The following is a 12,841-nucleotide window of genomic DNA, read 5'->3' as shown; positions in this document are numbered from 1 at the left end:
CTTTCTTGGAGAATATACAAGGTGACTTCCTCCATTCTTGAGGTTTTTGGTTTGGTCACCGAAAAACTTCGCCAAGTTGGGGTGAAGTCCCTTTTTTATGTGTGGAAATCCTTGTGTATCAAGGACTCAGATTAATGCAAAATGCTCATTTATGAAACAGAAAAAGATTTTGATTGTTTTTCTGTTACTTGTGCTGATTATTGTCGGTGTTTTTTATACTTACCTTCAAGTGAAGTACAATTCTCTCGAAAGAAGTTTGAGAAATCATCTGATTAATGTTGAGGGATACTCTGATTCAGATATTATCAGTATTAAAGCAAAACTTAGTAAAATGCCTACATATCCCGTTTATGTTAGGTTTGCAGATGATCCAAATACAGATTATATCTTTACAGATGGAAATGCTGATACACCCATATGGCGCCAACTTGATCCTAAAAAGCCAATAAGATTATCTGGTCAGCGTGACTAGATGAAAATCTTGCTGTTTTGAAAAATGTATAAATCACCATTTAGAGGCTATAGTCAAATTGAGTGATGCTTCTCCCTGTTGAACTTTACTTGTCTCCACTTACTTATGAGAGTTAACGTGGGAAAGAACCCTGCTGGCTTTAGGCAGAGGGGGTTCTTTTTGGCGTTCTGGTTTATAGTGGGGCCGTAAGACCAATATAATCAAAAATATCCTCAATGATTCCGCCCCTTCAATGTATTATTTTCCAGTCTATCAGATTTCTATAAATCTGGGCGCCCGATTGAATTCAAGACTTGCGCTAGGACTAAAGAACAAGCGCCAATTATCAGCAAGATAAGAACCATGATAATAACAAACTTCTTTCCGTTCATCATTTTCACCTCGGAAGGATTATACCAAATATTCAACACCCAATGGAACAAGATCCAGGACTACTACACCCTTATTTCTACCGACGAGTGCAAGATACAGCAAGCAGGAGATTATTCTCTCCACTGTATCGGACAACTGATTTTATTAGTAGCTGACATGCTGTTCCTCCTCTTATTCGTTTGTCTTGACTAATCAAATTACTTTACTATATGGTCGAGATAATTTTGATTTCAACGATTTGCCTCCGGGAGATTGATGATTCGGCCAAGCGAGATTTGTAATCGGGGGCGACTTACGGTACATTTTAATGGAGTCGTAGGGGAACAGACTTATTTATACGGCTGCTGCTGGTTGGATGCAGCTCATTTTAGCATATAGGATGGGGGATGAAGGTGTCAGAGTGGGTATTAAATCAGTCCTGGGGACTTCCGGTGTTGCTCGCCTTCTTGGTGATCGTATTTGTATTTGAATCAAGGAAGGCTTTCAAGGCATATAAAGAAAAAAGACGGTTTGAATTGGGATGGTCTCTATTGTTTGCCCTGGTGGCTTTATTGGCGATGATTGTCCTGGTGGCCTATTAAAAATACATAATCAAAAACAGGACCCCGCCAGAAGCTACCGGCGGGGTCTTGTTCAATGATTAGCTGTAAACGGTCAGGAAGTCGTTACCTTTCGTCACCGTTCATTCATGACGGCCTCTGTAGCGGTCCAGGCTCTGCCTGCACGCATGGCCAGGAAGAAGCAGAGGATGAGAACGATGGACGCGGAGATATAAGGAAAGTTGATGTCCAAATCAAACAGATATCCTGCAACCAGCGGCCCCGCAATATTTCCCAGACTGGTGTACGCCGAGTTCAGGCCGGCCACGTAGCCTTGCTGATCCTTCGCCAGCTTAGACATTTGCGTTCCGATAGCGGGACGCAAGATGTCGATCGACAGGAATACCAAGAAGGTTACAAGGAATATGAGCCAGTATTTATGCACGAACAGGGTTAACAGGATACAGATTCCCGCGGTAAGCAAACTGAGCGTAATGACTCGTTTCTCACCGAAGCGGTTCAGGATCCAACCGAATATCGTTGCTTGGACGACGGCACCCGCAATCGACCCAAACGTGATGATCATGGCAATATCTTTAGGGGTGAACCCGAATTTATGATCCACAAACAGGCCGAACACCGTTTCATAATTGGCAAGCCCGAACGAGAGCACAAATACAATGATCAAACTTAGGAAGTAAGGTTCCTTAAAAGAACGCACCAGCTGAACGGCCAAGCTCTCTTTCTTCCGACCCAGCACGGTAGGTGCTTCCTGCTTGGCGGATGATTCCGGTAGCAGCAGCAGCGTTACCAGCGCGGCAATACCTCCCGCAACAGCCGCGGCGTAGAAAGGAACGCGAATGCCAAACTCGGCGATAAATCCTCCGATACCCGGTCCGATGATGAAGCCTGTCGTAATCGCAGCATTAATGAACCCCATGCCTCTGGCGCGTTCCTCATTCGAGGTCACGTCAGCCGTGTAGGCCATAACAGCGGGCATAATGAGTGCAGCGCCGATACCGCCCAGCATTCTTGAGGCAAACAGGAGCGGCGGTGTGCTGGCAGCTCCGAACAACCATTCCGATACGGCGAACACCATCATGCCGGAGATTATGATTTTTTTACGACCCATGGTGTCTGACAATCTTCCCGCAAGTGGGGAGAATAACAGCTGTGTTAATGAAAAAGCGGCAACGAGCATACCTACCGTGCTGCCGCTGATATGCAGTTCCGTCATATAGGTTGGCATAATAGGTATGACAAGCCCGATCCCGGTGAAGACTAGAAATATATTGAACATGAGGAGCAGAATGGCTCCATTGTTTCGCATGAGTAATGACATGATGATTCCTCCAAAAATAAAAGACGATTTAATAAAGACATATGATGAAATGATTGTAATTCGGTTACTTATATACTGAACGTTCGGTTTGTGATAGTGCATGAAAAAAAGTATTTATTTTTCATGATTTCTTCTCAATGCCGTGCAGAAATACTTTGATGGCGGCATGATAAAGGGCAAGCGCATTTTCAACCTTCGTTATACGCGACATCTGGCTTAAGCCAACAATGAGGCTCTCAAAGATAACGGACAGCTGCTCCACATTATGATTCTCAAACTCCCCGCGATCCATCCCTTGCTGCAGCACTTTCTGATTGAATTCCAAATGGCTCCTAATAATCTGGACGACTCTTTGTTCTACTTCTTCGCTAACATCACCATTGCTGTTTATAAATTCATCAAGCGCCTTAGAGAAGGGGTGGTTCAGATCATCAAACACCAATTGATCGGCTATTCCATACAGCTTGTCAACGGTGGTGGTGTAATGCTGCTCTTTGCTGTTCCATTTCTGTTCCCACTCGAGGTCCCATTCCTCAACCAGATACAGAAACAGCCCTTCCTTGCTCTTGAAATGATAATAGATATTCCCTTTGCTGCTGCCTGTGGCTTCAACGATTTCCTCTATTGACGTTGATTTGTAACCCTTCTGCATAAAAAGAGCCTTGGCGGCTTCCGCTATTCGTCGCTTGGTATCTTCGGTTTGTTGTTGTTTTTTATTCACGCATGCACCCCCTTATAGCCTTGAAAGCTATTCGAAATTTATATACTGAACGTTCGTTCTGTATCTTATCAAATGGAATTGATATATTCAAGAGGAAATTAGACTCTGTGTTTTTCCGATCCAACCGACTTCGAAAAAATAACCGTTACCATCAGAAGGCAGCGGTTATTCTAGAACGTTGTAGGTCATCCATTCCCTTAATGGTTTACTTCAATGAACTTACGCGTTTTCTCGTGATAGGAGAGCAGCTCCGAAACGGTCACAAACTCGTAGCCTCTCTTTTGCAGCTCCGGTAAAATCACTTTGAGAGCCTCTACCGTCTGTGTACTGCTTGGCACAAAGTCGTGCATAAGTACGATGTCTCCATTATGGGCATTATCCAGCACTTTTTTAACGATCCGGTTAACGCCGGGCTTTCGCCAGTCGAGCGTATCTTGATGCCATGACCATAATACGGTCAGCATACCGAAATCCTTGCTCGTGCGGACAATTGCTTCATTATAGCTGCCTCCCGGTGGACGAAACAGGACGGTTCGAATGCCGGTTGCCTGAAAGATCGCATCTTGCGTCTGATTTAACTCGCTTGTTAACTTGCTGACATTAATATTGTGAAAAGGAGGATGGGAGTAAGAGTGATTGCCGATTTCATGGCCTTCCTGCAGCTCCCGCGCTACGATCTCGGGGTGCTTCTCCACCCGGCTGCCAACAACGAAGAAGGTGGCTTTTGCGTCATATTGCTTTAGCAGGTCCAGAATTTGAACGGTGTTCTGCGCGTCCGGACCATCGTCAAAGGTAAGAGCAATTACTTTATTGTGAGTGGGGACTTCCCATACTATCTCGCCTCGTTCCTCATAATAACCCCTGCCCTTGGAAGCGGATGGCGCATGGCTGGCGTTGACAACATGTTGATGGCAAAGGGAGATGGAGAGAGCGATCCATATGACGGTTGAGAGTTTTTTCATGGTGAGCGGTATCCTTTTCTCTGTTGTTCTAGTCTTCGCAAATGACAGTGCAAGCATATTTATCATTTGGTGATTACGGTAAAATTATTCTTTACGGAAGGCGGAAGGATTCGAACGGATGGGTTAGCGCGGAGGCTTGAAGCTATCGAGCATGAGGCTTTGGATAGGGTGATGCGAAAAATTATGAGTTTCATATATTGACATCATATGGTTGGACATGGTATTATCAATTTTGTCGCTAAGACGAAATGTGCACACCTAGATATCGGAATGAGATCGCAAAATATTGCGAATTCCACGCGTACCTTCGGTTATGTAAGTGAACGTGAACGACGCTAGGAACATGCGCGGATAAATATGCCGGGGTGGCGGAATTGGCAGACGCACAGGACTTAAAATCCTGCGGTACGTGAGTACCGTACGGGTTCGACCCCCGTCCTCGGCATCCTTGATTTAGAAGGGTTTTTTCCGGAAAACCTTTGTTTTTGAAACAGCTTGGGAGAGAACTTTTTATCGAGTTCTCTCCTGCAGTTCTCTCCTTTCTCCGAAGGAGAGAACGAGGAGAAGATCGCTTAACTCTCATAAATTATTGAGGGTAGTGCGATCTTTTTTTATTAAAAGACCAAAACACCACTCATTGTTGATGCCGAAGATACTTTGGAACTGTACTCAAGATGAGAATAAATGTTGGCCGTTGTAGAATAGTTGCTGTGTCCCAGCCATTCCTGAATTTCTTTCATACTGACTCCATTAGCGAGTAGGAGGCTTGCACAACTATGACGCAGGTCGTGATAGCGAATATGACGAAGACCTTTCTTTTTAAGAGTTCTAGTGAAGTTCTGTGTGATATAGCCAGGTTTAATTCGTTGTCCCAACTTATCCAGATAGATATACTCCTCGTAATCAGTGCAGTAGGATTTACCACATATGGATTTATTGAGAGCTTGAAGCTCACGAATACGCAGCAGTAATTCCTCAAAGGCAGGTACAAGAGGTAAGGTGCGGCGACTTGGTTTGTTTTTAGCCCGGTCCTTTTCAATGATGTGTTCCTGACCTTCAAAATAAACGGGAGTTACAGTATGCCTAATACTAATCGTTTTGTTTTCAAAATTTATAGCTGTCCATTTCAACCCAACTACTTCACTTCGCCGCAATCCATAAAAAGCGGCAAGAATGACTGCTAGCTCTATCAGTTCGCCTTTAACTTTTTCAAACAGAATATTAGTCTCTTGCTTGTTGTAAAAACTCCCTACAAAATCATTTTTCTTTGGTCTTTCAATCTTATCTGCCGGATTAGTGTTAATTAAATCATTTTTAAGCGCATACTTTAGCGCTTTGCGAATATTAGCGTGATAATGGAGAACCGTATTGGTTGTCATTCCATTTTCCTCTAACTCATACTGATAGTAATCTTGTATGTGACTTGGTAATAATTCTTTGAGAAGTAACCCTTTTTCTTCGAAGTAAGGAACGATATGATTAGTAATGACATTGTGGTACGAAGCATAGGTGATAAATTCAACCTGATGTTTCATCATTGCTAGCCACTGAAGCATGAAGACAGAAAATAGGGGGCCCTGATCGACTGGCTCTTCGGCTGGCATTTCTTTGATAATTTCTTCAACTATCAGTTCTTTCTCGTTAGCATTTAAAAGAAGAGTAAATTCCCTCCTTGTCTCTAATAGCAATGCTTCTGCTCGTTTTTTGTTTCCTTTCACCGTAAGTCCAGTAGGAATCCATTTTGGTTTTCTCTTACCTTCCTCATCTTTGCAATTCAAGACCATATAAAAAAGACCTTTTTTTTCTTGTAGGTGGCCTGCTACCATGAAAAAACCTCCTTCATAGCAGCCCGCATTGATCCTACCATTGACGTATTAATTATAACACGTTTGGAAAAGGTGATTCAATGTGGCAAAGTGGATAAGGGAGTTGTAGTAGTGGTACATGAAAAAAGATTAAGGTATAGAAGGATATTTATTTTTGGGATTTTATAAATTCGCCCAATTTTGAAATGTCTGATTTTATTATCTTGAAGTAACTTATAAGCAGTCTTGGTGCTTATGCCACCAAGCATTTCACACATTTCCGAAACATTTACTACATCTGGATATTTTCGAAATAAGGGATCATACGTCTCAATTTCATCTAAGGTCAAAAGAGTAGTTTGGTTCATAATATTCATCTCCATTCTGACCAACTTACTTTTTTAAGGGATCTAGGGGTAATTCATTAAGTGCATATAAATAAACTGGAAATGAGTTTGGGAATATATATCTCAAGTTGCCGATGGTTATGCGGCACATAGCTCTGATTTTCCGCAGAGACTCCCCCTCATCCGAGCAGGCTGCCCCCACTACAGTAACGTTGGCCGGGCAGAAGTATCATTATCCCTTTTGCAGATTATGGCGAATCAATTTCACCACGAAATAGATTTTAGCCAGAAGAAGTCAGTTCTATTTTGTATAATCAAGAAATCCTTGACTATACTCTTCTGCTATGTCGCTTCTGCTGTAACAGATGCAAAAGGAATGTACTTGAAATAAGTTATATAATTTTCAAGGAGCGATATTCACTTCATCGAAGACAGTTAATGTCTTCTGCAATATAAATAGTACATAAGAGTGGAAAAAGAAACTATCTTCGCTTTTTTTTTTGAGAATAATCCGAGTTATAGATAATTCTAAAACCCAGATTATTTTTATTTGTATCGGTTAAGATCGAATCGTCGAATAGCTAGAATAAACTCTATAATCAATTGTTGTTTACAATCCTCATTTATCTCGCCTTGATCACGGGAATATTTATTAATTAGTGGTTCATACCTTGCGATAAGATCCTCTATAGCTTGATGGTCTCCATTTTGAGCTAATTGAATTAATTCTAGCACTTCACGCATATACTCATCTCCTATTCTCCTTGTCTAAATTGATATTAATTTAAGTAAAGATTAGGAGGAGAGCGGTTTTTTATAGATTCAGGCCCTTTAGTCCATATATCTTCTAAGCCTGACCAATAAAAGTAATTTTGATTTAGTTATAGCTTGTCTAGTTACACCGAAAGTACTAGCGATCTCCTGGTCCGTCATATCTTTATAAAATTTCATATACAATACCTTTTTTTCTGTGGGACTCAATTTTTGTATAGCTTGAAATAGGGAAGCATATTCGACTGCATGTACAAAGGGGCTGTCAAAGATATTTAAAGTGATGTACAAATCAGATGAAGTTTCATCAAATGGTTTTAATGGTGCAGATTCATAATATAGTTTTTTGAAAAAATCACGGCTTGCATGACGAAGACAGGACTTTACATAACTACTGAAGCCCTTTTCAACTGCAATACGAGTTCTATTGTGAGCACTATTAATTTTAAACACCTCCTCTCAGGTATTAAATGGGAAGTATTTTACAAATAGGAAACCATTTCAATTAAAAAATAAAGCTGGATCGCTAAAGTGAATGTTTCTTAGAAAGGAGCCGCGGCTCCTTCACTAATGACAAAAAAGTCGTTGTTCTGTTGCTCGTGGCAACAAAACAACGACTTTTTCAGTGCTCTCCCATCTGGAGATGCCCCTTTGCTGTTCCTAAAATGATAATCCTAATAGCCGAAATAAATATTCTTATTAATGTTTTTATAATTTCGCGTGTTGAGTTCGGCGAACCGCGTTTTAATTAATTTGGCTTACATACGAAATACTATTCAGATTTTTGCATTTTAGAATCAATCGGTCTATTTCTCGTCTGAGACGGCAGATGACGTTCGTGTGCAAATGCAGTGGCTCTGTACGGAATTAAAGCGAGGCTATACCCGAATACAAGATGCCGAAATAGTCCAGAATTTTGATTGATATAGAGCTGGATTTTGGGAAGGTACAGTTGTTGAGGGGTGAGGATCAACTCTCCTTCAATCTTTTGGGGATTTAGCATCAGATTGTAAATAGGGGATGCCTCTTCTACTGCCTTATGGCCGGGCTATGAGCAAGTTCCAATATTTCCACACAATATCCAGTATATGTTGCACATCACATCCAGCAAGACACAGGAAACGATTTAAGTGCTCCCTCCAAGGGGGGCTGCTGTCCGCTTACTTCAAGTGCCGGTACTTTTCTTTTCTTGGAGATTGTGGATCCCGGAGACCACTGTTTTGCGAAGCTTAAGCTATGGTGTATGCCTTCGGCCCGGATCAAGTTGCGAGACCTTCTTTTTGAAAGAGCTCATTTAACGCTTTTATCGGCGATTATTTTCACATGGAGATGCTGTTCATGTAGTTGCTTAATGGAAGGAATATTCCCTTCGGTAGGCAGTTGGAATCATACCAGTCTCGCGTTTGAACACTTTGGTAAAGTAGTTGTAATCCGGGATGCCCACCAGGTCTGCAATTTGGTAAATGGACATATCCGTATCTCCCAGCAGCTTTTTGGAACGTTGAACTCTTACCCTCCGGATGTGCTCTGCGATTCCCATTCCGAAGCTTTGCTCTGATAGCTTGTACAGACGGGATTTGCTAATGCTGAATTTTCCACATAGAGCAGGTACCGACAGGTTACTCCGAATATGATTATTAATGTAATTATCGATTTCTTGTGCCAATGGATCCTTTTTCAAGACCAACTTCCTGGATAGATAGAGGTAGCTGGCGCTCATTTCCATGGTTCTGGCATAGGCCTCTATGACGTCTCTTGAGATGTTCTTCATGCACTGATAGGCAGTGTATATTGCGTCTTGATCCAAGTTATAGTTGCTTAAACCGGAACGGATAGTTTGCCAGAGTTCTTCCCGCGAATCACTATGAAGCACCTGTCCGAACATCATATACCCGATCACCAGATGATCCGCCTTGATGGGTACTAGGGTTTCTGCAAGCCCCGCGTGACAATGGTACGTGTACATACTCTGTTCTTTTTTACAACGTATAATGGCTTGTTGATCACACTGGATACAGGCTGCTTCCGCACGGGGATCGCTACGAATCAGGTGGCAGTACGTGGAATGTCGCGGCGGATAAACGACCAATTCATGAAACGAGTCATCAAAAATGCCTGTACGAATTTTCGTCAATGTATAGAAATCGCTCAGCAGATCTTTAAGATCTGCAAGGTTGAACATCAGACCCAAGGGATCATCTCCTAAAACAAAATTACTATTATTGGGGATAGAAATTACTATTATTGTACACGGAGCAAATGATAAGATCAATATTGAAAAGTCAACTTTTCTATTTTATGGAGGTGGGATAAATAGCGATTGCAGGGATCGATATTGGAACAACTGGATGTAAATGTACCGTGTATGACCAAAAAGGACAACTGCTTAGCGAGGTCTACAAGGAATACTGCAGTGCGCCGTCTAATAAACACTTGTTGGATGCATCATTGATATGGCAGTACACAAAGTCTGTCTTGCAGGAAGCAGCCAAACAAGCGAATGAACTGTTAGATGCAATAGGAGTCACATCATTTGGTGAAGCAGCAATATGGCTAGATCAACAGATGGTGCCCATGGCTCCTTCCATGTTGTATGCTGCTCCTTATGGAAAGGAACAATGCGACCGCTTGATCCGACATTTTGGCAGACAATATTTGAACCAAAGCACCGGATTAGCACCAACCCCGATGTATAGCCTACCGAAGTTAATGTACTTCGCTGAGCATAACCCTGAGTTAGTTAAGGAAGCCAGGGCCATCTGTTTATTCGCAGATTTCATCGTATATATGTTGAGCGGTGTCAGGCAAATTGATTACTCTTTGGCTAGCCGAACAATGGCTCTCGATATTAATTCCCTGGAATGGAACCATGAAATCCTTACATTTGCTGGAATTGAACCCAACTTATTTCCGGTTCCTGTTCCGATCGGAAGCATCGCGGGCAAGATTCTAAGCTCGTTGGCGGAGGAGTTGGGGATTCATCCCGAAGCAATGATTGTATCCGGCTGCCACGACCAGATCGCAGCAGCGATTGGCACGGGGGCCTACCAACCAGGCATGGCTGTTGACGGCACGGGAACCGTAGAGTGCATCACCCCCGTACTGGGACAGGAAATCGTGAAGGAATCTCTGTATAAAGGAGGCTATGCCATTGTTCCCTTCCTGAACAGTCGTTACGTGACCTATGCGTACTCGTTAACGGGAGGAGCCTTACTGAAATGGTACCGCGATAACCTGGCTTATTGCGAAGCAAATGAAGCCCGAAAGCAAGGTGATAACCCCTATGAAGTGTTCAATAGTGAAGTCGATGCTTCGAAGCCTTCAGGACTGCTAGTGTTACCTCACTTCTCGGGAGCAGGGACACCATATACGGATCCGGAATCAAGAGGCGCCATCTTTGGATTGACCACCGAAACAACAAGCCGGGAAATTTATCAAGCGTTGATGGAAGGTGTAACTTTCGAAATGGCCTTAAATTTGGAACGATTATCGGAGGCGGGGATAGAGATCCATACCCTTCTGGCAACAGGCGGGGGAGCCTTGTCGCACATCTGGCTCCAGATGAAGGCTGACATTCTGAACAGGCCGATTGTTTCTTTGGGTGCTGCGCAATCTGGTACTTTGGGTTGCATCATGTTGGCAGGGGTAGCATGTGGAATTTACAGCTCATTGGAAGATGCGGAATCCGTCTATGTCAAGGTAAGGCATACTTATACTCCGGATTCGGGGAAACATGAGCACTACAATAAATGGTACAACAAATACAAAAAATGTTATGAAGCCGTCAAGAGTGTCATGACTGTGGATCAGGAGGTTTAAGTTTATGATAACCAAAAAGAAGACTAAATTTGCACTATTTTTCGGAAACCGAGGCTTTATGCCGGAATCGCTGGCTTTGGAAGCAAGAACGGAAGTGTCCAAGGCAGTGACTGACGCCGGATACGAATTCATCATAATGGATGAGAAAGCAACCCGGTACGGATCCGTTGAAACGAGGGAAGAAGGAAGAATCTATGCCCAGTGGCTGAAAGAACACGAGGGGCAGTATGATGGTGTGATTCTCTCTATGCCTAACTTTAGCAATGAGAACGGGGCCGTTTTGGCCTTGGAGGAATGCGGGAAGCCGATCCTGATCCAAGCCTATCCGGACGAAATAGGCAAGATGGGGTTTGATCAACGGAGAGACGCCTATTGCGGCAAGTTCAGCATTTTGGATGTCTTCCGTCAATACCGGGTACCCTTTACTGCGTTGAAGCCGCATGTCGTCCATCCGTCCACGGAAGCCTTCGCGCAGAATGTTCGGGATTTTGCAGCGGTCTGCAGAGTCGTTAACGGAATGAGGAAGTTTACGATCGGCTGCTTTGGAGCTCGGACCACCGAGTTTAAGACTGTCCGATTTGACGAGATCACCTTACAGAAGTATGGGATTACGGTGGAAACCTTCGACCTGTCGGAGCTGATCCATCGTGTCCAGTGTATGAAGGATGAGCGGCCGGAGGTTGTGGCAAAGCGGTTGATTCTACTCAATTATTCGGACTGCAGCAACGTTCCCGATGACAAGCTCACGATAATCGCAAAAATTAGTGTTGTTTTGGACGACTACATTGCCGAATATCATCTACAAGCCCTTTCGATTCGTTGTTGGACCGAGTTGCAAAGCATCTTGGGTGTCACACCTTGTGTGATCCTAAGTGAACTGAATGAAAGAGGTATTGTGGCTTCTTGTGAAATCGATATTTGTACCGCCATTAACATGTATTCCTTGCAGCTTGCGGCGGAAGAGCCGGCTGCGTGCCTCGACTGGAACAATAACTACGGGGATGATTCGGATAAAGCGATCTTGTTCCACTGCGGCCCCGTAGCCCAGAGCTTAATGAAGGGAAAAGGCACGGTAACGGATCATAAAATGGTCGCGAAAACAGCTCCGGGCTGCGGTTGGGGGAGCAACGAGGGACGAATTAGATCCTTCCCAATGACGTATTCCAACTGTATTACGGAGGATGGAATGCTTACCTTCTATGTGGATGAAGGAGAGTTCACTAACGATATTATTGAAGACAGATTCTTTGGCTGTGCCGGGGTCGCGCAGATTCCAGATTTGCAGAATAAACTGCTGACTATGGGTCGTGGCGGCTTTAGGCATCATACAGCGGTTGGGGTAGGACATTATAAATCGGTCCTGTATGAAGCTTTCAAGTATTATTTGGGCTATGAAATTCTAGAATTGGAGCGATAAGGATGTGGCTGTAACCGTGCCTACATCGGATACCAATCCCAAATAAGCGGAGAAAAGGAATATCGGCTGTTGAGAGGCAAGGTGACGGAATGTGTCTGAAGTACGAAAGCTAGGCCTCCATTTTCCTATCGTTGACAAGAGGCTGATATTTCTTAGTTGTTTTTTAAGCGGATAACTATGCCTATTTCTCACCTAGCGGTTACGTGACGCCCTCTTATTATGACAATAAAAGAGCAGGTTTTGTTAAATCCTTCACAGCGGGATTCTGAAGATC

General features: G+C 43.4%; 12 protein-coding genes and 1 tRNA gene. 5 read left to right on the top strand and 8 right to left on the bottom strand.

Annotated features, from left to right (window positions below; all coding sequences use genetic code 11):
- Nucleotides 1–151 precede the first annotated feature (151 nt).
- Nucleotides 152–472 carry a DUF3139 domain-containing protein gene (locus ACPV3A_RS30145; protein WP_194541694.1) on the top strand — a complete coding sequence of 107 codons (321 nt, stop codon included), beginning with the start codon at nt 152–154 and terminating at the stop codon, nt 470–472.
- A gap of 764 nt (nt 473–1,236) precedes the next feature.
- Nucleotides 1,237–1,425 carry a hypothetical protein gene (locus tag ACPV3A_RS30140; RefSeq protein ID WP_071223022.1) on the top strand — a complete coding sequence of 63 codons (189 nt, stop codon included), beginning with the start codon at nt 1,237–1,239 and terminating at the stop codon, nt 1,423–1,425.
- Between the two features lie 94 nt (nt 1,426–1,519).
- Here the strand turns inward: ACPV3A_RS30140 and ACPV3A_RS30135 are convergent, their stop codons facing one another.
- From ACPV3A_RS30135 to ACPV3A_RS30125, 3 genes are all read right to left on the bottom strand, one after another.
- The gene (locus ACPV3A_RS30135; RefSeq protein WP_194541695.1) at nt 1,520–2,725 is read right to left on the bottom strand and encodes an MFS transporter; all 1,206 of its coding nucleotides are present in this window, start codon (nt 2,723–2,725) and stop codon (nt 1,520–1,522) included.
- Between the two features lie 121 nt (nt 2,726–2,846).
- Nucleotides 2,847–3,446, bottom strand: coding sequence for a TetR/AcrR family transcriptional regulator (locus ACPV3A_RS30130; protein ID WP_194541696.1), 600 nt, complete (start codon nt 3,444–3,446; stop codon nt 2,847–2,849).
- A gap of 197 nt (nt 3,447–3,643) precedes the next feature.
- Nucleotides 3,644–4,408, bottom strand: a complete 765-nt coding sequence (locus ACPV3A_RS30125) for a polysaccharide deacetylase family protein (RefSeq protein ID WP_194541697.1) — start codon at nt 4,406–4,408, stop codon at nt 3,644–3,646.
- A gap of 359 nt (nt 4,409–4,767) precedes the next feature.
- Between ACPV3A_RS30125 and ACPV3A_RS30120 the strand changes: the two genes are divergently transcribed.
- Nucleotides 4,768–4,853 (top strand) — tRNA-Leu (locus tag ACPV3A_RS30120).
- Between the two features lie 169 nt (nt 4,854–5,022).
- Here ACPV3A_RS30120 and ACPV3A_RS30115 read toward each other — a convergent pair.
- From ACPV3A_RS30115 to ACPV3A_RS30095, 5 genes are all read right to left on the bottom strand, one after another.
- A complete protein-coding gene (locus tag ACPV3A_RS30115; RefSeq protein ID WP_426203325.1) occupies nt 5,023–6,234 on the bottom strand; it encodes a tyrosine-type recombinase/integrase in 1,212 nt (403 codons plus the stop codon).
- 77 nt (nt 6,235–6,311) lie between these two features.
- Nucleotides 6,312–6,581, bottom strand: coding sequence for a helix-turn-helix domain-containing protein (locus ACPV3A_RS30110; protein WP_426203323.1), 270 nt, complete (start codon nt 6,579–6,581; stop codon nt 6,312–6,314).
- A gap of 525 nt (nt 6,582–7,106) precedes the next feature.
- The gene (locus tag ACPV3A_RS30105; RefSeq protein WP_301877880.1) at nt 7,107–7,304 is read right to left on the bottom strand and encodes a helix-turn-helix domain-containing protein; all 198 of its coding nucleotides are present in this window, start codon (nt 7,302–7,304) and stop codon (nt 7,107–7,109) included.
- Between the two features lie 87 nt (nt 7,305–7,391).
- The gene (locus tag ACPV3A_RS30100) at nt 7,392–7,784 is read right to left on the bottom strand and encodes a sigma-70 family RNA polymerase sigma factor (RefSeq protein ID WP_367620506.1); all 393 of its coding nucleotides are present in this window, start codon (nt 7,782–7,784) and stop codon (nt 7,392–7,394) included.
- An 895-nt stretch (nt 7,785–8,679) separates the two neighbouring features.
- Nucleotides 8,680–9,513 (bottom strand): PocR ligand-binding domain-containing protein, encoded by an 834-nt coding sequence (locus ACPV3A_RS30095; RefSeq protein WP_375105453.1) that lies wholly within the window; start codon nt 9,511–9,513, stop codon nt 8,680–8,682.
- A gap of 131 nt (nt 9,514–9,644) precedes the next feature.
- Here ACPV3A_RS30095 and ACPV3A_RS30090 point away from each other — a divergent pair, with 131 nt between their 5' ends.
- Together ACPV3A_RS30090 and ACPV3A_RS30085 are read left to right on the top strand one after the other, a co-directional pair.
- Nucleotides 9,645–11,150, top strand: coding sequence for an FGGY-family carbohydrate kinase (locus ACPV3A_RS30090; protein WP_375105452.1), 1,506 nt, complete (start codon nt 9,645–9,647; stop codon nt 11,148–11,150).
- Between the two features lie 4 nt (nt 11,151–11,154).
- Complete coding sequence (locus ACPV3A_RS30085) at nt 11,155–12,567, top strand: L-fucose/L-arabinose isomerase family protein (protein ID WP_375103670.1); 1,413 nt, start codon at nt 11,155–11,157, stop codon at nt 12,565–12,567.
- Nucleotides 12,568–12,841 lie beyond the last annotated feature (274 nt).

The sequence above is a fragment of the Paenibacillus sp. Dod16 genome (assembly GCF_049893405.1).
Lineage (GTDB): Bacteria > Bacillota > Bacilli > Paenibacillales > Paenibacillaceae > Paenibacillus_AQ.
This window is presented reverse-complemented; position numbering and strand designations above follow the sequence as displayed.

Coding starts and splice junctions, on each gene's coding strand:
- ACPV3A_RS30145 (WP_194541694.1), top strand. CDS start 152: ATGAAACAGAAAAAGATTTTGATTGTTTTTCTGTTACTTGTGCTGATT.
- ACPV3A_RS30135 (WP_194541695.1), bottom strand. CDS start 2,725: ATGTCATTACTCATGCGAAACAATGGAGCCATTCTGCTCCTCATGTTC.
- ACPV3A_RS30125 (WP_194541697.1), bottom strand. CDS start 4,408: ATGAAAAAACTCTCAACCGTCATATGGATCGCTCTCTCCATCTCCCTT.
- ACPV3A_RS30115 (WP_426203325.1), bottom strand. CDS start 6,234: ATGGTAGCAGGCCACCTACAAGAAAAAAAAGGTCTTTTTTATATGGTC.
- ACPV3A_RS30110 (WP_426203323.1), bottom strand. CDS start 6,581: ATGAACCAAACTACTCTTTTGACCTTAGATGAAATTGAGACGTATGAT.
- ACPV3A_RS30105 (WP_301877880.1), bottom strand. CDS start 7,304: ATGCGTGAAGTGCTAGAATTAATTCAATTAGCTCAAAATGGAGACCAT.
- ACPV3A_RS30095 (WP_375105453.1), bottom strand. CDS start 9,513: ATGTTCAACCTTGCAGATCTTAAAGATCTGCTGAGCGATTTCTATACA.
- ACPV3A_RS30085 (WP_375103670.1), top strand. CDS start 11,155: ATGATAACCAAAAAGAAGACTAAATTTGCACTATTTTTCGGAAACCGA.